This window comes from Rathayibacter sp. AY1E3, assembly GCF_002932235.1.
Classification (GTDB): Bacteria; Actinomycetota; Actinomycetes; order Actinomycetales; family Microbacteriaceae; genus Rathayibacter.
Map to the genome: position 1 here is coordinate 1 of NZ_PSVN01000015.1, position 20,827 is coordinate 20,827.

The following is a 20,827-nucleotide window of genomic DNA, read 5'->3' on the forward strand; positions in this document are numbered from 1 at the left end:
GACGTACGCGAGCGCTGCGGGGTTGGTGGTGATGTCGACGGTGGTGTACTCGATGCCCTTCTTCTCGAGCACCCGGTAGGTCATGGTGCACTGCACGCATGACGGTTTCGATTAGACGGTGAGCATCAGTCGTCCCACCGGTCGCCGCGGTGCGGGTCGTGCTCGTCGTTGACCGGGGACCAGGCGTGCAGCTCGGCCCACTTCTCGGCGGCGTCGGTGTGTCCGGTCTGGGTAAGGATTCTCAATCAGGTTTGTCAAGCCAGCGGGGGTGGTCTGGCTCGGTTGTTCTTCCTTCTCTCCCAGCGTTTTTTTGCCTGGAAGGCACGTAGTGCCGAGCAGGGTCGGAGGTGGGAGCGCAACCCGGAGGGCGGAGGAGGAGAGGTTGTCGGCGCGATGTGAGGGAGCGCAGCGACCGCGTGCCGAGAACGTCGGAGGAGCCGGCCGCGCAGCGGCTTGCGTGGACGCCGGAGGCCCGTACGTTGCCGAAGGCTTCCAGGCAAAAACTGCGCGCAGCGCACAACACCGCGCCGACTGCAGGTCGGCGTCCATGTCGGTGCCCGCGTCCGAGATCGTCTGCGCACCAGGGGCGTGCTGCTCCATCGGGCCGCACGTGCTGCCTTTGTATGCAGTGCGTACCGCTGAGAAGCCGCATATCTCCGCGGAGTAGGCCGGTTCCGCCGCGCCACGGGTGCGAGCATGACCGTAGGAGGCCTGGATGCGTGACGCGGTGATGGTCGTCGAAGACGACGTCGAGATGGGCGAGCTCATCAAGCGGGGCCTCACCGGCGACGGCTACGACGTCGACCTGTTCTCGAACGGGGTCGACGCGCTCAATTCGGCGCGCGAAGCGGACTACTCCGCGGCGATCCTCGACGTGATGCTCCCGGGGATGAGTGGCTTCGAGATCTGCCGGCACCTGCGCGCGAGCGGTGCCACGCTCCCGGTGATCATGCTCACCGCCCGCGACGCCCTGCAGGACCGCGTGTTCGGCCTCGACGCGGGCGCCGACGACTACCTCGCGAAACCGTTCCACTTCGAGGAGCTCTCCGCCCGCCTCCGAGCGATGATCCGCAGAGAGCACCTCACGAACCGGGCACCGGTCGTGCTGGGAAATCTGCGCGTCGACCCCTACGCGCACGCCGCGACGGTCGACGGCGCCGTCCTGCCTCTGAGCCCCAAGGAGTTCGGCGTCCTCCGCGCGCTCGCGGCGCGCGCCGGGGACTTCGTGCCGCGGGAGGAGATCCTGCTCGAGGTGTGGGGGTCGGCGGAGTTCGTGGACCACAACATCGCGGAGCAGTACATCAGCTACCTCCGCCGCAAGCTGGCCGCGGGCGGGGCGTCGGTCGAGATCCTCACCCGACGGGGTGCGGGCTATCGCCTCGGGGTGACGCCGTGAGCTGGCGGTCCCTGTCGATCCGGGTGCGGATCACGGTGTCGAGCCTGCTGGTCGCGATGCTGTTCTTCGGGATCGTCGCGGTCGTCGTGCGCGAGCAGCTCGATCACATCCTCGATGCCTCCACGATCGAGCTGGTCCGCTCGGGAGCGTCGCAGGCGCTGATCGAGGAGAGCCGCGACACCGCCGAGGCCGTCGTCGGCGGCGTCAGCACGACGCTCCTGATCGCCCTCGCGATCCTGTTCGTCGCGTTCGCTGTGACGTCCTGGGTCCTGGTCGGCCTCGCGCTGCGCCCCGTCGGCAGGATGCGCGCGATCGCCGACCGGCTGCGCCAGGGACGCTCCACCGAGCTGCTCCCGGTCGGGCCCGCCCGCGACGAGCTCTCCGACCTCGCCTCGACCCTGAACGCGCTGATCGCGGACCTGCGGGAGTCGGCGGACCGGGAGCGGCGGCTCGTCGCCGACGCGAGCCACGAGCTGCGCACCCCGCTCGCCGCGCTGCGCACCCGGCTCGAGCTCGCTGAGCGGGTCCGCGACGATCCGGCGGCTCTCTACGCCGATGTCGTCGACGCGCGCCGCTCGATCGACCGCCTGCAGTCCCTGACGGACGGGCTGCTGATCCTGTCGAGGATCGACGCGGGCATCGCTACCGGCGACGCCTCCTCGGCGGCTCTGCGGGAGGAGGTAGCCGACAGCGTCGACCGCGCCCGGATGCTCGCCCGCGAGCGGGACCTCGCGATCGACTTCGTCGCCCCCGCCTCGATCGTCGCCGCCCGGTACCCGATCTCCCCGACCGATTTCGGCCGGATCCTGGACAACCTGCTCGCGAACGCCGTCACTGCGACGCCCGACGGCGGCAGCGTCAGCGCGACCCTCGTCGAGCGCGCCGAAGAGATCGTCCTCTCCGTCGACGACGACGGCCCGGGCGTTCCTGACGCGTTCCTCGCGGTCGCGACCGACCGTTTCACCCGCCCCGACGCCGCCCGCTCCCGCGACGGCGGCGCCGGCCTCGGGCTCGCGATCGTCGCCGGTCTCAGCCGCGCCGCCGGCGGCGAGCTCCGACTCCGCAACCTCGCCCCCCACGGCCTCGGTGTCGACGTCCGCATCCCCGCGACGCAGCCCCACCCGACCTCTCGCAAGGAGAACCGATGATCGACCCCCAATCCCTCCTCGACGGCGCCGGCCCCTGGGCGATCGCCCTGGTCTGCCTGATCGCCTTCGTCGAGACGGGCCTGCTGATCGGGTTCTTCCTCCCCGGTGACACCCTGCTCTTCTTCACCGGTGTCTTCGTCGCGACCGGCGTGATCTCCCTGCCGGTGCCGCTGGTGATCCTGATGGTCGCCGCCGCCGCGTTCCTCGGCGACCAGCTCGGGTTCGTCATCGGCCGCGCGAGCGGGCCGCGGATCTTCGAGCGCAAGGACAGCGGCCTCTTCAGCCGCTCGAGCGTCGCCCGCACCCAGTCGTTCTTCGACCGGTTCGGCGGCTGGGCGGTCACCATCGCCCGCTTCGTCCCGGTCGTGCGCACCTTCGCCCCCGTCGCCGCGGGCGTCGGGAAGATGCACTACGGCCACTTCGTCGGCTTCAACGCCCTCGGCGCCGCCGTCTGGTCCACCGGCGTGATCCTCCTCGGCTTCTTCCTCGGGCAGATCCCCGGCGTCGCGGACTTCGTGGGGAAGTACATCGACATCGTCCTCGTCGGCATCGTCGTGATCAGCCTCGCCGGCATCGCCCTCACCTACTGGCGGCAGCAGAACCGCGCCGGACGCGACGCCTGAGCCCAGCGCTCAGGGGGTCGCCGTGACGGCCGCGCGCGGTCGGCGGAGCGCGATCACCGCGACCAGCAGCAGGAACACCGCGAGGGCCGCGAGCGTGACCGGGCCGGTGCCCAGGCCCAGGCCCTTCCGGTCGACCGGATCCGCGAGCCAGTCGCAGACCGAGGCGCCGAGCGGTCGCGTGACGACGTAGGCGGCCCAGAACGCGAGGACCGCGTTCCGCCCCGTGAACCGGTGCGCGAGCGCCGGCACCGCGATGACCGCCGCGAACAGGACCGCGGACGGCAGGTAGCCGAACCCGAGCGTCGACGCGGTCAGATCGCCCGCGGCCGTGCCGAGCGCGAAGGTCCCGGAGACGGCGAGCCAGTAGAACGCGGCCCGGCGCGGCGTCGTGATCGAGTGGATCGACAGCGTCCGCTCCACCCGCCACCACACGACGAAGACCGCCGCGAGAGCCAGCGCGAACCCGAGAGTGGAGACGAGATACGGGACCCCGGCGACCACGTGCAGCACGTCGGCGGCCATCGTGCCGAAGACACTCACCATCAGCACGGCCAACCAGTACACCCACGGGATGTACCGGCGGACCGCGAACTGCAGCCCGAGGGCCGCGAGGAACGCGAGCCCGGTCGCGCCGACCACGATCACCGGGTCGAACGCGGTCGCGAGGAAGTCCGACGCCGTCTCGCCCATCCCCGTCGTCAGCACCTTGAGGATCCAGAACAGCGCCGTCGCCTCGGGCACCGTCGAGGCGGCGTACCGGCCGGCGACGAGATGTGAGCGGATCCGAGGGAGCGGAGGGCGGCGCTGATCGGTGAGATGCGTCATGCCGCCATGCTCGGGCAGCCTGCGGTACCCGGGGCTGGGGGCTTCGCCGGGTCCGTTGAACAAGCGCACAGCGACCCGCTCACCGGCAGCGCTGCCCGCTGCCTTCCGCCGTCATCTGGTCGGACGGTGCCCGGAGAAGCGCCGCCAACGGAACGACGGTGATGCAGCACGTTCGGTGTGCAGCCTGACCGCGAGCGGCGCCCAGACGATCAACGCCACCCCGGCGCCCAGGAGCAGCCCGCCGACGGTGTCGGAGATCCAGTGCGCACCGAGGTAGGTGCGGCTGAGCATCATCGCCACCGTGTAAAGGGCTCCGGCGATGCGGACCCACCACAGCGGGAAGACGATCGCGAGGACCATCGCGGTCGTGGCGGCGTTCGCGCTGTGGCCGGAGGGGAACGAGCCGAAGTCGGCGTTCACGAGGATCTCCAGCGGCCGCGGACGACCGACAGCGTTCTTGAGGATCTGCACCAGCAGCCCGCTCAGCGGCGCGGCGATCGCGAAGTACGTCGCCGCCCACCGACCCCGCCAGACCAGCAGCCCCACGAACACGACGAGCGGAATCACGATCGTGCCGACGATCCCGCCGCCGAGGCTGTTCATCACCAGCGACGGCACCAACCAGAACGTCGACCGGTGCTCGATGATCTCGTTCATCCAGGCGGTGTCGAACCCGAACGGCTTGTCGTGCTCCCGGTAGAAGATCAGCGCGGCCAGAAGTCCCGTGAGCAGCACCGCGAGGCCCGCCGAGATCAGCGGCCAGCGTCGCGCCGCCCGATAGGCGATCGCACCATCGGCCAGGGGTCCGCTGTTCGGCATCAGTTCCGTCCTCCTCGCTCGGCGCGCAGCACGCCGGAGGAGTCCACGCTACGAATGCGCGGGCTCCGGGTGCGGAGGATTCCCCCGCATCCGTTGTGAAAGCACAGAACCTGAGCCCATCGGCTCGGTACCGACCTGGTCGAACCGCGGAGCTTCGGGTCGTTGTGAGCAAACACAACGCAGCACGGCGCATCCCGAGCCGCCGCCCACGTCCCGGCTGGGACTCTGCGGGCATGGACATCTCAACGACGGCAGCACCGTCCCGCGGCCGGCGGCTGCTCAGCAAGGTCCCCGAGGTCACGATCTGGTTCTGGATAATCAAGATCCTCTGCACCACGGTCGGTGAGAGCTTCGCCGACTGGATCAACATGGTCCTCGGCGTCGGCCTCATCGCGACGGCTGTGATCTTCATCATCGTCACCGCGGTCGTGCTCGCCGTGCAGATGCGGCTGCGACGCTACGTGCCCGCCGCGTACTGGCTGACTGTCGTGGTGATGAGCGTCACCGGCACCCTGCTCACCGACATCCTCACCGACCAGCTCGGAGTGCCTCTCTGGGCCAGCTCCCTCGTCTTCTCGCTGCTGCTCGTGATCGTGTTCGGCGTCTGGTATTCGAAGGAGCGCACCCTCTCGATCCACAGCATCGACACCACCCCGCGGGAGGCGTTCTATTGGGTCACCGTCCTGGTCACCTTCGCGCTCGGCACCGCCCTCGGCGACTGGACTCTCGAGCTCACCGGCTGGGGCCCTGGCGTCTCGATCCTCCTGCCCCTCACGCTGCTCGCGATCGTCACCGGCCTCTGGCGCTACGGCGCGAACCCGGTCCTCGCGTTCTGGATCGCCTACATCCTCACCCGCCCCCTCGGCGCCAATATCGGCGACTGGCTCGGCCTGTCCCCCGACGAGCAGGGCCTCGGGCTCGGCACCTTCGTCACCAGCATCATCTTCCTGCTCGCGATCCTCGCCACCGTCGTCTACCTCTCCCTCAGCAAGGCCGATGTCGACAAGGGCGCATCCGAGCACTACACCACGCCAGTCGCCCGCGAACGCCGTTCACTCGTCGCCTTCGCGGTCCTCGCCGTCGCCGTCGTCGGGCTGCTCGCCTTCACCAACAGCCAGCCGCACACCAGTCCGGCACCGGAAGGCGCAGCCCCGGCCTGCGATGCGTCGGGAACGCTGTCCGCAGCTGACGCGAAGGCATCCGTTCAGACCGACTTCCCCTCCGCCGACGTGCAGAACTTCCAGACGATCACCGCCGACACCCTCGCCCTCGTCACCAGCGGCGATCAGGCCGGCGCGAAAGCCCGCGCCACCGACCTTGAGACCGCCTGGGACGACGCGGAGCCCGCACTGAGCGCCGCGAACTGCCAGACGTGGACCTACGTCGACCAGCAGATCGACCCCGTTCTCTCCTCCGTCCGCTCCAGCAGCCCCGACCCTGCCGCCGAGACGACGAGCATCCAGGACCTGCTGACCACCCTGACCGGGAAGTAGAGAGGTCGGAGCGAGAGACCTCCTCTTCCGCGAACCGCCCCCGGTGCCCCGCTCCCTCCCTGGGACGCTGGGACGCCGGGGGCGTTCTGCGTCCAGCCGGTCGACGCCCTTCCGCCTCGGACACCGAAGTGTCGAGGCCGGCTCTATCCCGTTACCCCGACGACGACCGGACGAGGAGCACTCCGGCGCAGTAGCTGCGCACCGAAGAGCGTCCCGACCACGACGAGGTACCCGAGCCAGGCGGCGAAGCGGGCGGCGCTGGGATCGGGCGCGACGTTGAAGATTCCTGCCAGGACGACCCCGTACCAGCTCGTCGGCGGGATGAGCGACGACATGTCGAACAGCGCATTCCCCTCTCCGGGGATGAGGCCGGCCTCCTGGAAATCGTGCACGGCGTAGCCGAGCACGCCCGCCGCGACGATCACCAGGAACCATCCAGTCCACGCGAAGAAGCGGCCCAGATCGATCCGGACGAAGCCGAGCGACAGGACGACGGCGAGGACCGCCGCCGTGAGCAGACCGAGGACCGCGCCCCACGCCGCGGCTCCAGCGTTCTGATTCGAGGACACGGCCGCCCACAGGAAGAGTGCCGTCTCGACGCCCTCGCGCGCGACGCTCACGAAGCCGAGGACCGCGACCCCGAGAGCACCGCCCGCGATCGCTACTCGTCCCTCGAGATCGCCCTTCAGGGTGCGGGCGTTGCGCGCCATCCAGAAGATCATCCATGTCACCAGAGCCACCGACAGGACCGACAGCGTCCCACCGAGGATCTCCTTCGCCTGAAAACTGAGACCGTACGGACCCCACGTCAGCGCCGCGCCAACTCCGAGCGAGACGGCGATCGCGAAAGCGACGCCGAGCCACAATGCAGGGATCAGGTGCCGGCGGCCGGTTTTCGTCAGCGCGGCGATCAGGACGCCGGCAACGATGCCCGCTTCGAGGCCCTCCCGAAGAGCGATCAGATAATTCGAAAGCACGCAGCATCACCTTTCACCGGAAGTTTGGTGAGGCTTACCTTAGAAATTGACGCTGCCATTGAAGCTGGCTCGCCGCCGTGAACCGCTGTACATCCACACAACGGCTCCCGGCCTGTCCCCGCCCTAACTTCTTGCCGAGCTCGCCGACGTTCGCATCGGGTCCGCTCATCGACACCATCGCGAGCCGTATCTCGTCCCGGCGTCATCATGAAGAACCAGTCGCCGTGGCGACCGTGGGCTCGGGAGGAGGCGAGGCCCGCAGCGTTAGCGATGCGGAACCGGCGGGGTCTGTGGGTGGAGGGCTGTAACGGGTCTGGTCACGGAACATCGCCCAGATCACGTTGATTCGTCGCCGAGCGAGAGCGATCAGTGCCTGCTTGTGAGACTTGCCTTCCTGTCGCTTGCGTTCGTAGAACGAGCGAGAGACTGGGCAGTTTCTCGAGGCGATGAATGCCGCCTGGAAGCAGGCGTTCAGCAGACGCCGGTCGTAGCGGCGGGGCCGGTGGTGCTTGCCGGAGATCTTGCCGGAGTCACGAGGCACAGGAGCGAGGCCCGCGAAGCTGGCCAGTCGGTCGGGCGTCTCGAACGCGGCGAGGTCGGCGCCGGTCGCGGCGAGGAAGTCTGCAGCAAGCCTTCGGCCGAATCCAGGAATCGAAACCAAGAGCTCCGCAGAAGGACTGCCCTGAAGCACGGCATCCATTTCCGCCTCGAGTTCGGCCAGCTCGTCCCGGATGCGCAGCAGGTCGTGCGCAGACCGGCTCACCAGCCGAGCCGCAGCCGCCCCCCCAGCGACGGCCGAGGTCTGCTCGCGCGCGGCATCGACCGCGACTTCGGCCACCGCCGTGGACTTCCAGCAGCCCTGCCCCTTCAACCATGCCGTCAACCTGCTCTCCCCCATCCGCCGGATCGCTCAGGGCGTCGCGTACCGGGTGAGCAGCACCAGCGGTCCCCTCGTCGTCGCGTAGTTGAACGCACCCTCCAGCGACGGAAAGTAGTGGACCAGGATGGCGCGCAGCCGGTTCACGGCGCGGGTGCGGTCGGAATAGGATCCCCCGAAACCCTTCTATGAGTCAGAGTCAATTCAGGCGTAGCAGCGCCTGTCGCTGGCCGGACTAGCTCAAATTGTCCGGGCGCCCCGTAGCCGCCCATCGGGAGGCATTGGCCTGGTGGCGGTAGAGCGTCGCGCGACTCCACCCGACGAGCCGCGCGGCGTCCTCGGGGCAGTGCGGCCGCGAGCTCGCCCGTCGGCGGCGATCAACAGGCGACTCCGACACGATCCAGCGCTCGGCACGCGCCGCACTGGAGCTGGTCGATGCTCCCCCTCAATTCCGGTTCCATCGGGACGTCGGCATTGTGCGCGCAGATCCCAAGACGCTGCGCCGCCTTCGTCGCTGGGCAAAGTAGGCCAAACCACTCGCACTAGCAGCAACAGCCCGTGGGACTCCCTTGAGCCGTACTCGCCTGGCCACGCCCATCCACGTTGACCAAAAAGAAAGAGGAGCGCTCGTGACTGACGACATCAGCTTGCTCTACGACGCCGAGACGGCTGACCGCGCCCTGCGAGCTTTCGTGGAGAAGATGGTCGGCTTCACGGGACTCGACATGTGGACCTTGTTCTGCAGTATGGAGCGCGACTCGAACGTCGAGGGCGTCCCCGACGACTCAGGGCTGTGGACCGACTGGATGTTCGAGCTGTGGACCGCGAGCGGCTTCACATACGACGTACCCGCAGCAGAACTCGTGAGCTTCGCGGCCCCACCGAGACGACAGGACGTCACGAACTCCTACTACCCCGTCACTGTGCAGGTTGGCGTCAGCGTGTACCCAGTCAAGATGATGCTCGGCACCGACTCGCTCTGGCCAGCCGAGGCGTCGTCTCTCTCCCGCCCCGGAGGGCGGACCGAGGGAGAGCACTTCGACCTCATCGTCCGAAATCTGCACCTCCTCCTGACCCGGAACCCCGACCTCGAGGACAAGCGCTCGATGCTCGGCCTCCTGTCCTCCTGGGACGTCCCCGGTGCCAGCACGCACCGCGGACCTACCCGGGTGAGGTAAGCCACTGGTGGAGAGTTCGGTTACGGGTCTCCCGACCCGACCGCCGTGCTTACCCACAGACCTCTGGGGTGACACCAGCCCTCGGAACTGACCGGTTGACGATCGTGCACCGGACGGATTCGCTAGTGGCCCTCGCTCGCCGGTCCTTCTGTGTCAGCGAGGAAGGTGGCGGCGAGTCGAAGGACCTTCTGGCGGTATCGCTCGCCGGCTCCGATGCCTCGTGCGTCGAGCTCGTCATCGACCTCGACAAGGGGCTGCGCAGCTGCCGGTCCTTCGTGGCCAATGCGGTCGTGCACCCAGGAGGAGAAGGAGCGGAGATCCCAGTCCCCGTCGAGCAACCGGAGGCATGCGACGCGCAGCGCGAGAAGCGGGATCTCTTCCCCGTCCCGATCTAGCGGTCGCGCGCCCGCCTCGATGAGTGCCGCGAAGCTGAGGTCGAAAGCGTCGGCGGGAGTGGCGCTGGAGTAGAGAGACGCGAGTGCGACGAGGGACACGCCGTCACTCCCCGCTGCGAGAAGATCTGCCGCCAGAGCGATGACATCTCTGGGCTGGACCAGCCCGAAGAAGAGAGCGGCTGTCGCTTCGCGCAGGGTCGCGATCGAAGAGGCGTCACGGTCTTCTTTTGCGACCCGAATCTGGCCTCCTCCGACCGATTGATCACTGCCGCCCTGCCCTGCCGCCGCCGCAGCGGCATCAGCGCGACTCAACACATCGATCGGAACCGGTCGGTGACAAATCGGTCCGCTACTGAACCCATGCTCGAGCTCGTAGACGCACTCCGAGCACACGGGGCTGCCGACCAGGCCGGCGTCCGCGAGGTGCTCCACCCAGGGGTGCGAGCACTCACCACAAACCTCAGCGAGCAGAACCCGGAACCGGGCGCGGAGCGAACGGCGAGCGTCAGCTCGCCGGCGCCACTGCGAGAGGCCGACCATCACGTGAGCGTAGCGAGCGCGCCACCAAGCAATCGCGCGCTTCGCCTCATCCGCATCGCCTCTGGCGTCCCGTTTGGGGATTCCCATACGGACGGTAACTAAGGATCTATCCGGCGGTGATCAGCTCGCCGGGCGCACCGAGAGACGCGAGGTCGACATCGCCCTGTGACGTCAGGAGCTCTCCGCTGATCCCGTCGTAGACGGCGGTGAAGACGTCCACCCGATGGAGGTCGAAGCCATAGGGCACGTCTGTTCTCTCCGCGGGCGCGTGCACGGTCAGCGCCCAGACCGGCTCGTCCTGTGCGACCCAGTAGTGGTCCGCGAGAGCGGGGTCATAAGCGGCGAGCTCCTCGTACGTGGTTCCGACCGCGTAGATCGGGTACTGCTTCTTCTCCTCCGCACTGAGCGTCGAGAGCTGGACTCCGGTGCCGTTGGCCAGGTCGAGCGCCGGATTTGTCAGCTGCTGGACGTCGATGATCGGCCCCTCAGAGGCGGCGGCGGCGATGGGGGTGCCCGGCGGGCCCTGTGTCGGGACGGTGGGTGTCAGGGCCTCCGTCGTCTCCGTTGGTTGGGCAGGCGTCTCGGTGGAGATGGGGGTCGTGCTGGCGGTGGCGTCGATGGTGACGGGGCCGGAGCGGATGCGCATCGTCGTGGAGGTCTGGGTGAGGCTGACGTCCTCGGCGCCCAGCACGTCCATGAGCCACTGCTCTCGTTCGTCGGCGGCGTCGAGGCAGCCGACGTACGTCGTCGCGGGGCCTCCGGTGACCACCCATACGGAGGTCTGCAGACCCGCGGACTGGAGGTCGTAGGTCAGCGTGTTGCACGGCCCGTCGACACTGAGCTGCGACCGGCCGTCGATGCCGATGATGCGAAGACTGACGGGGTGATCGAGCAGCCATCCGCCTGATCCTTGATCGCCGATGACAGCGGTGGTCTCGTAGACGGACCTGGTCGCGTCCTCGGCGCTGAGCAGCTCGCCGGGTATCTGCGTCGTCGGTGGGGAACCGGGGCTGCCGGCGCTCGTCGCGCATCCACTGACGAGGAGCGCCGCGGAGAGGCAGAGGATTATGAGGGGGAGGACTCTCGCCCGCCTGACGGTCACTGGTCCACTCCGGTCTGCGTCGCGGGCGGGTTGGTGCAGTCGACCGCGGTGGTCAGTCCCGTGAATATCTCGATCCGGCCGCCCTTTTGGCACACCTGCGTTCCTGCGAGGGAGAACAAGGCGGCGTCCGTCCCGTCTGCGTCGGTCCCAGCGAGCGCAGCACACGCCGCTGCGAGCGATGCAGTGGACTGCTTCGCGGGCGTCTGAATCTCGCCCGACAGGGCGACGCCCTGCCCGTCCTGTTCCCAGCAGGTGACGGGCGCTGCGACCGGAGTGCCGCGCTCCGTCGTCACCGCCGTGAGGACAGCGACGCTGAGAATCGCGCCCGCGATGCCGGCGAGGGTCACCGCCGCGGCCTGGCCGAGACGTCGGCGGCGGCGGATGCGGTGCGCGAGGCGTGCGCTGATGCGCTCGAGCTGCTCGTCGCTCAGGTCAGGATCGTCCATGGTCTTCTGTCCGTTCCGTCAGGGTTCTCGCCAGTGATGTCCGCACCCGCGAGAGGCGGTTGCGGACAGTCCCGTGGGACAGGCCGAGGGAGCGAGCGGCATCGCTGTAGCTGAGGTCGTCCTCGATGCACGCCGTCCAGATCGCCCGGTCCGTCGCGCTCATCTGCTCGACCAGACGCCGCACGTCGAGCAGCCGGTCGCTCGTCTCCGCGTCGACGCCGCGAGAGGCGGTGTCGTCGGAGAGGGGCAGGTGGCGTCGGCGCTGCTCGCGGCGGTTGGTCGAGCAGCTGAGGTTGCGTACCGTGACCAGCAGCCAGGGCAGCACCGACTCCCCCACGATGCGCACGCCCGAGCGGCGCTGCCAGAGCAGGAAGAAGCTCTCCTGCACGACGTCCTCGGCATGACCGGCGTCCGCGAGGAAGCTTCCCGCGGCCCGGTAGACCGCGCGGCCGTGCATCCGGAAGAGAGCATCCAGCGCCGACGGGTCACCGCCGCGAAGACGATTTACCAGCGTCACCTCAGCAGCACCGACCATCCGACATCACCCCCTCAGTAGTGAATGCCCTCAGAGCACGGTTTCGTCTCAAACTTCACGAACGAACATCGCCGGTCCCGCAATGCGTCTGTGAACGATCGCCTTGCGGACGCTCTCGGTCGCGAGCCGGTTGCTCCTCGTGGTGAGAGCCGCATCACGCCTACTCTTCTCCCGTGGGCGGACTCGAGCTGGGCAGCGGTCGAGGCCGTTTCTCGCCCATTGAGGGGAGACGCCGTGGTTGAAGGTCTGGACAGTTGGGATCCGAGCGGGCTCTCGCCGGACCGGCAGACGCCACCCCGCCAACGACGGTCGGTGAGACTGTCGATCGCGCTGGGCGCTCTAGCCGTCGTGGCGGCCGCGGTTCTGTGGGTAGGTGATCTGCTGTTCGGAGCGCATGGCCCTTCCCACTACGTCAGCATCACCAACGACACCGGAGCCTCACTCACCTGGTCCTGCTCCTGGTCCGATCTTCACCTCGCCGCCGGGGAGACAGGTCAGCTGCGCATCCTCGACCAGCCCGACCAGGACTACGGCTGCGTCCCACAAGCAGCGACCCCCTTCGTAGCGGCGGCGCACAACAACGACATCTGCCCGTCACTGAACTCCATGACCGAGGGAAGGCAGTTCACGGCAACCGACTTCGCGAAGACCTACCGCTGCCCGTAGCTGATGCGCGCTTGCGGCGTCGTTCCGAGCTGGCTCGACAGCTGTTCGGGATCATCGCGTCGGGCGGGCGCACCGAGAGCAGCTGTCGGCACGTCCCCCTCGGTCCGGAGGACGGCTAGACCGGCGTCGTACACGGGAGCGCAGAGAACGGCTGCAGCCGCGATCGTCGCTCCCGCGACGACGAAAGGGCGTCCGCGCTCTCTGGGCTCATCCACGAGCCCGGCCACGAGCAATGCGCTGTGGCCCCTGAGGGAACTGCGGCCACTCCATCCGGTCGCCCCAACCTCACGAGAAAGGGAGGAGCGGGGATGACGGCGGATGACCTGCTCTCCCTCAACCCGTTCCGCTTCCCTTCGGACGAGATTCTGCGTGTCGGTGAAGTGTCGCTGCGCGATGACCTCCCTGCGGGGCGCTCGCAGCCGCCTCTGTTGTTCCGGTTCTTGATCGATCCCGTGAAGTGCAGTGCATGATGTCCCGATGACCGTTGGAGAGCCCCCGCGACCGAGTGCAGCGACGCCCGTCGTTCTCGCCTTGGTCTTCGGCGGTCTCGCAGCCGTCATGGGAGCGGTTGCCTCCATCTACATGTGGGACCCGAGCGAGACGTGCCGGACCCGCGGCGGAGGCAGCCTGACCGGAAAGGGGTTCCTCTGGAACCCGCTGTGCTCGGACGGTTCGACCGTTCAGCCGACATGGATGACGTTGACGACTGCTGCGGCGTTGATCGTGGCTGTGACATGCGTCGTCCTCGCGGCCATCCGACGAGCTGAACGCGACGGACAGGAAACGGCGTCGTCCGACGTTCTGCACGACTTCTCGCGCCAGACCCTGCCGGAGGACAACCGGCTCCGCAAGCTGGGCGACGAATGGTGAGAGACGGCGGCTCCCAGGGGTTCTATCGTCCCGCCGTCGCGATGCGGCGTGCGTCGGCCCACGAATCGGCGTTTAGGTGATCGCTCGACGATCCCCATACGGGACGCGCACAAGGCGCTCGGGTTCGCGAGACTGAACTGATGTCGGGGTTGCTGGTCATCGATCTCGTGTCGCGCGTGATCAGAGCCCGCCGCGGCCGAGCCGCGACGCACGAGAGGTGACGCGCCCGACGTCGGGAATCAGCACGCCTCATGATTCACGGCGACGGAGGACAGGACATCAACCGGCCGATCTGCGGCGTCGGCTCAGTGCCCAGACGAGCGCGCCCGCAAGGAGCACCGCGCAGGTCAGCCCGGCGACGTGCCGGACGAGCGACGGCATTCCGTTCTCGGGGAGCAGGAAACCGTACGGCACCCACCCGTCGGTCGCTCCGCGGACGAGCACGACGACGACCCAGACGATCGGGTAGGGCAGGACCACCCACAGCCGGCGCCAGGAGAGCGGTCCGCGGTCGGCGACGACGATCCAGTCGAGGAGGACGAGCGCGGGGAGCACCACGTGCAGGACGGCGCTGACCCAGGGCGGAGCCGTCCCGGTACCGGGTACGAGGGTGTTGTAGATCACGGCGACGACGATCGAGTAGGCCGTCGCCGCGCCGCGGACGTAGCTCAGCCACACCGGCGTCGGACGGCGGGCGAGCGCGACCGATCCGGCGACGATGAGCACCGCGCTCGCGAGGAGGCTGGTCTGGTTCGTGAAGTAGCCGAAGTAGTCGAACGGATTCGGGTCGCCGGCCGCGATGCTCAGCGCGTAGGTGTGGAGGATCACCGCGACCGCGGCTGCACCGACGGCGATGCGCGCTACACCCACGAAAGGGCGGGTCAGTGCCGGGGAACTCATCGGGTCAGCCTAGGAGCCGTTGGGCTTCCTGCTGGCCCGCAGCAGACCGGCTGACAGCGGTCAGCCCGCCGGCACCGTCCGCATCTCCTCGCCCACCGAGGTGTGCAGATCGCCGCTTCGACTGGGGCTCTGCACCATCGATGACTCTGTCCGAGTGCGAATGACGGGGGTCCGTGTCACCCTGACTGCATGGGTTAACTCCCGGCCGGCGCTGGGCTCTGCCTCTCCCCTTCGTCTCTTCCCAGCCGGTGCAGCACTGACGGGATCGGGCAGGCTCGCCTGGCTAGCGCTACCGAGGGGTGGGTGCTTGCATGGCCCTCATGTCGACCCCATTCACGCCTCAGCCCTCCTCGCCCCGCGCGGAACCGCACGACAGCGCGATTTCAGGGCGGCTGAACTGGTTGCGAGCGGGCGTGCTCGGCGCGAACGACGGCATCGTCTCGGTCGCCGCTCTCGTCGTGGGTGTCGCCGGAGCGACGACCGCCACGGCACCGATCCTGACGGCGGGCGTCGCAGGGGTCGTCGGCGGTGCGATCTCGATGGCGCTCGGCGAGTACGTGTCGGTGAGCAGCCAGAGCGACAGCCAGCGCGCACTGATCGCGAAGGAGCGGGTCGAGCTGGCCGAGGATCCCGACGGGGAGCTGGAAGAACTCGCCTGGCTCTATCGAGCGCGTGGCCTGACCCCGGAGACAGCGCATCAGGTCGCCCGCGAGCTGACCGAGAACGACGCTCTGACCGCACATCTGGAAGCGGAGCTCGGATTGAACGAGGAAGCGGTCGCCAGCCCGCTCGCCGCCGCCGGCGCCTCGGCGCTGGCGTTCCTCCTGGGAGCCGTGCTGCCGCTGCTGGCGATCCTGCTCCCTCCGCCGGACTGGAGGGTTCCGGTGACCTTCGCCGTGGTGCTGATCGCCCTCGCCGCGACCGGATACATCAGCGCACGGGTCGGCGGCAGCCCGGCTCTGCGCCCGATGATCCGCATCGTCGTCGGCGGCGCTCTGGCCCTCGCGGCGACGTTCCTGATCGGCCTGCTGCTCGGCACGTCCGGCGCAGTCTGATGTCCCGGATCCTCGTCGTCGAGGACGACCCGCAGATGGGTGCCCTCGTCGAGCGGGGACTGCGGGAGGACGGCTACGACGTGCAGCTCGTCGACAACGGCGTCGACGCGCTGATCGCCTTCACCGCGGGAGACGTCGATGTCGCCGTCGTCGACGTGATGCTGCCAGGGATGACCGGGTTCGAGGTCTGCCGACGGATGCGGGAGTCGGGCAGCACCGTCCCGGTCGTGCTGATCACGGCGCGGGACGCCGTCGAGGACCGGATCTTCGGGCTGGACTCGGGCGCCGACGACTACGTCACGAAGCCGTTCCACTTCGGCGAGCTGAGCGCCCGGATCCGCGCACAGATCCGGCGCCGAGCCAGCGGCCCGCAGCCAGTGGTCCAGATCGGAGCGCTGCGCCTGGATGCCCTGTCCGTGCGCGCGACGGTCCGAGAGCGTCCCTTCGCGCTGAGTGTCAAGGAGCTCACGCTGCTGCGCTTCTTCGCCGTGCATCTCGATGAGGTACTGACCCGGACGGAGATCCTCGCCGAAGTGTGGGGGTCTACGGAGACATTCGAGCCGACCCTCGTGGATCAGTACGTCAGCTACCTCCGCAAGAAGCTCGCCCTCGCCGACACAGGCCTCCGGATCACGACCGTCCGCGGCGCCGGATACCGGCTGGAGCGCGCCGAGTGAGGCTGCTGCGCTCCCTGTCGATCCGCTCCCGGATCACCCTCGGCAGCCTCCTCGTCGCGCTGATCGGGGTCGGCGTGATCACCCTCGTGCTGCACGGGCAGTTCCGCAGCATCGTCGTCGCGTCCGAGGTGACCCTCGCCGAGGGCGACCTCGCCCCGTATCTCGCCGATCTGGGATCGGACCCGACCGAGACCCCCGACCCTCCGGCCGAGGGGATCCTGATCTTCGCGCGCGCTCCCGGCGGGGCGGTCCCCGTCGATACGATGCCGCACGACGTCCACGAGGTTCTGGAGCGCAGCACCGGCAGCGACGGCACCTCGACGGTGATGACCGACGAGGACGTCCGGTTCACGATCGTCTCCCGGACCCTGGACACGAGTGCGGGCACGTGGGAGCTGTGGGCGGCTCGCAGCGGCGCGGGCAGCGACCTGACCGTCGCGGCCCTGGACCGGACGCTGCTCGTCAGCGCCGCGGCCCTCGTGATCCTGTCCGCCCTCGCCGCATGGCTGCTCACCGGCGCCGCCCTGCGTCCGGTCGAGCGGATGCGCCGCACCGCCGCGTCGCTCGGCGACCGGCACGGCGGCGAGCTTCCCGTAGGCCCGGCGACTGATGAGCTGTCGGATCTGGCGGAGACGTTGAACGCGTTCATCGCCCGGACGCGGGACACCGCCGATCGGGAGCGGCAGATGGTGTCCGCGGCAAGCCACGAGATCCGCACGCCGCTGGCAGTCGTCATCACCCAGCTCGAACTCGCGCACCGGCACTTCGGCGACGCGGACGCCCTCGAAGAAGAGATCCGCGCCGCCGAGGGGTCCCTCGCCCGCCTGTCCCGCCTGGCGACGAACCTCCTGGAGCTCTCCCGGCTGGACGCCGCCCCGCCCGTCACCGCGCGCGCGACGGCGAGCGAGCTGGAGACCGAGCTGATGGACTCCGTCGACCGGCTGAGGACGATCACCGGCGGCACCGGCCCCGACATCGAGCTCGATACCGCGATCGAGCGCGCCGACGCGCCCTACCCGCTCTCGGTGAGCGCGTTCTCGCGGATCCTCGACAATCTCGGCGCGAATGCGATCGCCGCAACACCTCCTGCCGGACGCATCACCCTCCTCCTCGAGCAGCACGATTCCACCCTCGAGCTGAGCGTCCGGGACACTGGGCACGGCATCCCGGAGGAGTTCGTGCCGCACGCGTTCGAGCGCTTCTCTCGACCCGACGAGGCGCGCACCAGCCGCGACGGCGGCAGCGGGCTCGGGCTCGCCCTCGTCGCAGCTCTCGTTGACACCGCGGACGGATCGGTCACCATCGAGAACTGTCGACCCGCCGGAGTGAGGGTGACGGTCGTGCTGCCCGAGCGGTGACATGTGAGACCTCGAACACGAATCGGACTCCGGCGGGGAATCGGCACGCATCCCTCATAGTCGACACCAAGACTCCCCCGCGACGGTAGGAGCGCGCCCCCGGAAACCCGAGGTCGGCGCATGCGACACCGACCGGAGGGCGCCGCCGTGAGCACCACGATCCGACCGACCAACGCACCCGCACCCCACGCGCCGACCACGCTGCGGCGGTCGCAGGCCGACCGCGAGCGATCCCTGCGTCGGCGCCTGCGTTCCGCGGACGCGCTCGTCACCGCCAGCTGGGTCTCGGTCGCCCTCGCCATCGCGCTCTACCTCGCAGCCGGCGGGCCCGCGGAGGCCACCGATATCGCCGGAGCTCTCACGGCCGCAGGGATCGTCGCCGGCCTCGTCGGCACCGACCTGATCCTGGTCACGCTCGTCCTCGCCGCCCGGATCCCCTGGATCGATCGCACCTTCGGCCAGGACACCGCGATGGCGCTGCACCGTCGCCTCGGCAAGCCCGCCCTGTCTCTGATCCTCGGGCACGGTGCCCTGCTCACCGTCGGCTACGCCCTCACCGACGGGCTGACGCTGTGGAACGAGACACTCGCTCTGTACTCCGGCGCCGACATGCTCCTGGCGCTGCTCGGCAGCACCCTGCTGGTTCTCGTCGTCGTCACCTCCCTCGTCGCCGTGCGCCGCCGCTTCGCCTACGAGGCGTGGCACGCGATCCACCTGCTCAGCTACGCGGCCGTCCTCGTCGCCGTCCCCCACCAGCTCTCCGCCGGCCAGGTCCTCGCCGAGAGCACCCCGCAGCGCGTCTACTGGATCGCCCTCTACGTCCTGGCGTTCGGAGCGATCGCCTGGTTCCGGTTCGCGGTGCCCGTGCTCGCGACCCTGCGGCACCGGATCCGGGTCGAGGCCGTCGAGACGATCGCCCCCGGCGTCTTCTCGATCCACCTCTCCGGCCGCGACCTCGCACGCCTCGGCGTGATCGGCGGGCAGTACGCGATCTGGCGGTTCTGGAGCCGCGGCACCTGGTGGCACGCGCACCCGATCTCCTTCTCCGCCGTCCCGACCGACACCCGCGCGCGGATCACCGTCCGCGCACTCGGAGCCGGGACCGACCGCCTCGCACGACTGCGCCTCGGGACTGCGGTCTCGATCGAGGGCCCCTACGGGATCTTCACCGACGTCGCCCGCACCGCCCCGCGCCTCGCGATCATCGCCGCCGGCATCGGCATCACCCCCGCCCGGGCGCTCCTCGAGCACGGCGGCCTCCGACCCGGCGAGGCCACCGTCCTGCTGCGCGCCACCGACGACTCCCAGACCTACCTCTGGGACGAGACGCAGACCCTGGTGCGCAGCAGCCGCGGCGCGCTGTTCGGGATGATCGGCCGCCGGCCCGCGGGGCTCGCGACGTGGATGTCCGCCGAGTCCGTCGCTCGGGGTGTGACGATCACCTCCGCGCTGCCCGGCCTGCTCGACTCCGACCTCTATGTCTGCGGTCCCACCGCTTGGGCCGACCTCGTCGTCCGCGACGCGCGAGCGGCAGGCCTGCCCGACCGGCAGATCCACGTGGAGAGGTTCGACTGGTGAGAACACGAGCAGCAGTCGCCAGCGTCCTCGCCTCCCTCGCCGTCCTCGTCGGCGGCTGGCAGATGGGATCCGCCGGCGCCACCGGGTCCCCGCTCGCCACCGGGACGAGCGCCACCACAGCCACGGAAGGAGCGGCTCCCGCGGTGACCACGCCGACCCCGGCCGGCGCCCCCGCCTCGACGACGCCCTCCGCCGGCGCGCCCACCGAGCCGTCGGCCGGTACGAGCTCGACGGCCACTGCGAGCCCGTCCGCCTCGGCCGACGGCACGTGGACCGGCTCAGCTGTTCCGACTCGCTTCGGCGCTGTGCAGGTCGCGATCACCGTCGCCGGCGGGCAGATCACCGACGTCACGGCCGTGCACCTCACGGACAAGGACGGCCGGTCCGTGTCGATCTCGCACCGGGCCGCGCCGATCCTGCGTCAAGAAGTCCTCGCCGCCCAGTCCGCGAACGTGCAGGCGGTCAGCGGAGCGACCTACACCAGCGACGGGTACCTCACCTCCCTGCAATCGGCGATCGACCAGGCCGGACTCTGACCGTGCACACGTTCACGACGATGGGCACCGTCGTCAGCCTGCTCGCCGCCGACGACACCCCGGTCGGCGACGTCGAAGCCGTCTTCGCCGACGCCGACGCCCGCTTCAGCCTGTACCGGCCGGAGTCGGAGGCGTCCCGGATCGCCCGCGGCGAGCTCGCGCTGACGGCCGCGTCCGAGCAGATGCGGACCGCCTACACCGAATCGCTGCACTGGCGAACGGCGACGGACGGCGCCTTCACCCCGCACCGGCCCGACGGGGTCATCGACCTCGCCGGAACCGTCAAAGCGACCACCATGGCGCACGCGGCCCGGCTGCTCGGCGACGGCGAATGGCTCCTCGATGTCGGGGGAGACGTCCTCACCTCGCCCGCCGACAGCTGGACGATCGGGATCGTGGATCCCGGCGACCGGCAGGCGCTGCTCTGCATCGTCCCCCTCGGCGACGGTCGCCGCGCGATCGCCACCTCCGGGACCGCCGAACGCGGAGAGCACGTCTGGCGCCGACCTGCCGAGCCCGGTGACGTCCCCTTCGTGCAGGTGTCCGTGATCGCCGAGGACATCGTCACCGCCGACGTCCTCGCGACCGCGATCCTCGCCGGCGGCGTCGGGACGCTCGACACCGTCACCGACCGCTTCGACGTCGACGTCCTCACCATCGACGCCGCCGGTGCCCTTCTCGTGACCGACCGGCTCCGCCGCCTGATCGCACCGGCGAGCCGGCACACGTCCTGACTCCGCTCGGTCGGCTCCTCGCATATCGGCGGTGAAGCGGGGAGTCGGCTCGGAGGACGGGCGAGTGATCGTTCGAGGGCTCACACGAACACGTCCAAC

Annotated in this window: 24 protein-coding genes and 1 pseudogene; 15 read left to right on the forward strand and 10 right to left on the reverse strand. The window is 69.4% G+C overall.

Annotation, left to right across the window (positions count from 1 at the left end; genetic code table 11):
- Nucleotides 1–99: pseudogene (locus C5C53_RS12450) on the reverse strand (glutaredoxin domain-containing protein); the annotation flags it as partial.
- Nucleotides 100–715: 616 nt separating this feature from the next.
- On the opposite strand from C5C53_RS12450, the gene C5C53_RS12455 reads away from it, so the two are divergent.
- Genes C5C53_RS12455 through C5C53_RS12465 form a run of 3 tightly spaced genes read left to right on the forward strand, consistent with a single transcriptional unit; the run spans nt 716 to nt 3,167 of the window.
- Nucleotides 716–1,396 (forward strand): response regulator transcription factor, encoded by a 681-nt coding sequence (locus C5C53_RS12455; protein WP_104223238.1) that lies wholly within the window; start codon nt 716–718, stop codon nt 1,394–1,396.
- Nucleotides 1,393–2,544: a HAMP domain-containing sensor histidine kinase gene (locus tag C5C53_RS12460; RefSeq protein ID WP_258059421.1), complete on the forward strand. Its 1,152-nt coding sequence runs from the start codon at nt 1,393–1,395 to the stop codon at nt 2,542–2,544. The genes C5C53_RS12455 and C5C53_RS12460 overlap by 4 nt, the downstream gene beginning before the upstream one ends.
- On the forward strand, nt 2,541–3,167 hold the full coding sequence (locus C5C53_RS12465) for a DedA family protein (protein WP_104267671.1): 627 nt from the start codon (nt 2,541–2,543) through the stop codon (nt 3,165–3,167). The genes C5C53_RS12460 and C5C53_RS12465 overlap by 4 nt, the downstream gene beginning before the upstream one ends.
- Nucleotides 3,168–3,176: 9 nt before the next feature.
- Here C5C53_RS12465 and C5C53_RS12470 read toward each other — a convergent pair whose 3' ends face one another.
- Nucleotides 3,177–3,992, reverse strand: a complete 816-nt coding sequence (locus tag C5C53_RS12470; RefSeq protein ID WP_104267672.1) for a hypothetical protein — start codon at nt 3,990–3,992, stop codon at nt 3,177–3,179.
- A 111-nt stretch (nt 3,993–4,103) separates the two neighbouring features.
- Entirely contained in the window at nt 4,104–4,811 is a 708-nt protein-coding gene (locus tag C5C53_RS12475) for a phosphatase PAP2 family protein (protein WP_181127762.1), read from the reverse strand.
- Nucleotides 4,812–5,044: 233 nt separating this feature from the next.
- Here C5C53_RS12475 and C5C53_RS12480 point away from each other — a divergent pair, with 233 nt between their 5' ends.
- Nucleotides 5,045–6,304, forward strand: coding sequence for a hypothetical protein (locus tag C5C53_RS12480; RefSeq protein WP_104267673.1), 1,260 nt, complete (start codon nt 5,045–5,047; stop codon nt 6,302–6,304).
- A gap of 143 nt (nt 6,305–6,447) precedes the next feature.
- Here the strand turns inward: C5C53_RS12480 and efeU are convergent, their stop codons facing one another.
- Entirely contained in the window at nt 6,448–7,281 is an 834-nt protein-coding gene (efeU, locus tag C5C53_RS12485) for an iron uptake transporter permease EfeU (protein WP_104267674.1), read from the reverse strand.
- A gap of 205 nt (nt 7,282–7,486) precedes the next feature.
- Nucleotides 7,487–8,119, reverse strand: coding sequence for a transposase (locus C5C53_RS12490; protein WP_181127763.1), 633 nt, complete (start codon nt 8,117–8,119; stop codon nt 7,487–7,489).
- 4 nt (nt 8,120–8,123) lie between these two features.
- On the opposite strand from C5C53_RS12490, the gene C5C53_RS17495 reads away from it, so the two are divergent.
- On the forward strand, nt 8,124–8,246 hold the full coding sequence (locus tag C5C53_RS17495; RefSeq protein WP_258075422.1) for a hypothetical protein: 123 nt from the start codon (nt 8,124–8,126) through the stop codon (nt 8,244–8,246).
- Between the two features lie 541 nt (nt 8,247–8,787).
- Nucleotides 8,788–9,336 (forward strand): hypothetical protein, encoded by a 549-nt coding sequence (locus C5C53_RS12495; RefSeq protein ID WP_104267676.1) that lies wholly within the window; start codon nt 8,788–8,790, stop codon nt 9,334–9,336.
- Between the two features lie 122 nt (nt 9,337–9,458).
- On the opposite strand, the gene C5C53_RS12500 is transcribed toward C5C53_RS12495, so the two are convergent.
- From C5C53_RS12500 to C5C53_RS12515, 4 genes are all read right to left on the reverse strand, one after another.
- Nucleotides 9,459–10,163 carry a hypothetical protein gene (locus C5C53_RS12500; RefSeq protein ID WP_104267677.1) on the reverse strand — a complete coding sequence of 235 codons (705 nt, stop codon included), beginning with the start codon at nt 10,161–10,163 and terminating at the stop codon, nt 9,459–9,461.
- Nucleotides 10,164–10,377: 214 nt separating this feature from the next.
- A complete protein-coding gene (locus C5C53_RS12505) occupies nt 10,378–11,373 on the reverse strand; it encodes a hypothetical protein (protein ID WP_104267678.1) in 996 nt (331 codons plus the stop codon).
- Nucleotides 11,370–11,819, reverse strand: a complete 450-nt coding sequence (locus tag C5C53_RS12510) for a hypothetical protein (protein ID WP_104260259.1) — start codon at nt 11,817–11,819, stop codon at nt 11,370–11,372. The genes C5C53_RS12505 and C5C53_RS12510 overlap by 4 nt, the downstream gene beginning before the upstream one ends.
- Entirely contained in the window at nt 11,806–12,354 is a 549-nt protein-coding gene (locus C5C53_RS12515; RefSeq protein WP_104267679.1) for an RNA polymerase sigma factor, read from the reverse strand. The genes C5C53_RS12510 and C5C53_RS12515 overlap by 14 nt, the downstream gene beginning before the upstream one ends.
- A gap of 312 nt (nt 12,355–12,666) precedes the next feature.
- On the opposite strand from C5C53_RS12515, the gene C5C53_RS12520 reads away from it, so the two are divergent.
- The 3 genes from C5C53_RS12520 (at nt 12,667) to C5C53_RS12525 (ending at nt 13,890) form a co-directional block, all read left to right on the forward strand.
- Nucleotides 12,667–13,020, forward strand: coding sequence for a hypothetical protein (locus tag C5C53_RS12520; protein ID WP_104267680.1), 354 nt, complete (start codon nt 12,667–12,669; stop codon nt 13,018–13,020).
- Between the two features lie 308 nt (nt 13,021–13,328).
- Entirely contained in the window at nt 13,329–13,490 is a 162-nt protein-coding gene (locus tag C5C53_RS17165; RefSeq protein ID WP_181068051.1) for a hypothetical protein, read from the forward strand.
- A gap of 7 nt (nt 13,491–13,497) precedes the next feature.
- A complete protein-coding gene (locus C5C53_RS12525) occupies nt 13,498–13,890 on the forward strand; it encodes a hypothetical protein (protein WP_104267681.1) in 393 nt (130 codons plus the stop codon).
- A gap of 279 nt (nt 13,891–14,169) precedes the next feature.
- On the opposite strand, the gene C5C53_RS12530 is transcribed toward C5C53_RS12525, so the two are convergent.
- The gene (locus C5C53_RS12530) at nt 14,170–14,790 is read right to left on the reverse strand and encodes a Pr6Pr family membrane protein (RefSeq protein WP_104267682.1); all 621 of its coding nucleotides are present in this window, start codon (nt 14,788–14,790) and stop codon (nt 14,170–14,172) included.
- Between the two features lie 320 nt (nt 14,791–15,110).
- On the opposite strand from C5C53_RS12530, the gene C5C53_RS12535 reads away from it, so the two are divergent.
- From C5C53_RS12535 to C5C53_RS12560, 6 genes are all read left to right on the forward strand, one after another.
- Nucleotides 15,111–15,845: a VIT1/CCC1 transporter family protein gene (locus tag C5C53_RS12535; RefSeq protein WP_258063407.1), complete on the forward strand. Its 735-nt coding sequence runs from the start codon at nt 15,111–15,113 to the stop codon at nt 15,843–15,845.
- Nucleotides 15,845–16,522 carry a response regulator transcription factor gene (locus C5C53_RS12540; protein ID WP_104226516.1) on the forward strand — a complete coding sequence of 226 codons (678 nt, stop codon included), beginning with the start codon at nt 15,845–15,847 and terminating at the stop codon, nt 16,520–16,522. The genes C5C53_RS12535 and C5C53_RS12540 overlap by 1 nt, the downstream gene beginning before the upstream one ends.
- Nucleotides 16,519–17,880 (forward strand): cell wall metabolism sensor histidine kinase WalK, encoded by a 1,362-nt coding sequence (locus C5C53_RS12545; RefSeq protein WP_104226517.1) that lies wholly within the window; start codon nt 16,519–16,521, stop codon nt 17,878–17,880. Before C5C53_RS12540 ends, C5C53_RS12545 begins: the two co-directional genes overlap by 4 nt.
- A 147-nt stretch (nt 17,881–18,027) precedes the next feature.
- On the forward strand, nt 18,028–19,458 hold the full coding sequence (locus tag C5C53_RS12550) for a ferredoxin reductase family protein (protein WP_258075423.1): 1,431 nt from the start codon (nt 18,028–18,030) through the stop codon (nt 19,456–19,458).
- Nucleotides 19,455–19,994 (forward strand): FMN-binding protein, encoded by a 540-nt coding sequence (locus C5C53_RS12555; RefSeq protein WP_258075424.1) that lies wholly within the window; start codon nt 19,455–19,457, stop codon nt 19,992–19,994. Before C5C53_RS12550 ends, C5C53_RS12555 begins: the two co-directional genes overlap by 4 nt.
- Before the next feature lie 2 nt (nt 19,995–19,996).
- Complete coding sequence (locus C5C53_RS12560; RefSeq protein WP_258075425.1) at nt 19,997–20,728, forward strand: FAD:protein FMN transferase; 732 nt, start codon at nt 19,997–19,999, stop codon at nt 20,726–20,728.
- The last annotated feature ends 99 nt before the right edge of the window (nt 20,729–20,827 follow it).

Excerpts from the sequence above, each read along its gene's own strand:
- C5C53_RS12530 (WP_104267682.1), bottom strand. The coding sequence starts at position 14,790 with ATGAGTTCCCCGGCACTGACCCGCCCTTTCGTGGGTGTAGCGCGCATC.
- C5C53_RS12535 (WP_258063407.1), top strand. The coding sequence starts at position 15,111 with ATGTCGACCCCATTCACGCCTCAGCCCTCCTCGCCCCGCGCGGAACCG.
- C5C53_RS12510 (WP_104260259.1), bottom strand. The coding sequence starts at position 11,819 with ATGGACGATCCTGACCTGAGCGACGAGCAGCTCGAGCGCATCAGCGCA.
- C5C53_RS12540 (WP_104226516.1), top strand. The coding sequence starts at position 15,845 with ATGTCCCGGATCCTCGTCGTCGAGGACGACCCGCAGATGGGTGCCCTC.
- C5C53_RS12455 (WP_104223238.1), top strand. The coding sequence starts at position 716 with ATGCGTGACGCGGTGATGGTCGTCGAAGACGACGTCGAGATGGGCGAG.
- C5C53_RS17165 (WP_181068051.1), top strand. The coding sequence starts at position 13,329 with ATGACGGCGGATGACCTGCTCTCCCTCAACCCGTTCCGCTTCCCTTCG.
- C5C53_RS12515 (WP_104267679.1), bottom strand. The coding sequence starts at position 12,354 with ATGGTCGGTGCTGCTGAGGTGACGCTGGTAAATCGTCTTCGCGGCGGT.
- C5C53_RS12465 (WP_104267671.1), top strand. The coding sequence starts at position 2,541 with ATGATCGACCCCCAATCCCTCCTCGACGGCGCCGGCCCCTGGGCGATC.
- C5C53_RS12475 (WP_181127762.1), bottom strand. The coding sequence starts at position 4,811 with ATGCCGAACAGCGGACCCCTGGCCGATGGTGCGATCGCCTATCGGGCG.
- C5C53_RS12480 (WP_104267673.1), top strand. The coding sequence starts at position 5,045 with ATGGACATCTCAACGACGGCAGCACCGTCCCGCGGCCGGCGGCTGCTC.
- C5C53_RS12470 (WP_104267672.1), bottom strand. The coding sequence starts at position 3,992 with ATGACGCATCTCACCGATCAGCGCCGCCCTCCGCTCCCTCGGATCCGC.
- C5C53_RS12525 (WP_104267681.1), top strand. The coding sequence starts at position 13,498 with ATGACCGTTGGAGAGCCCCCGCGACCGAGTGCAGCGACGCCCGTCGTT.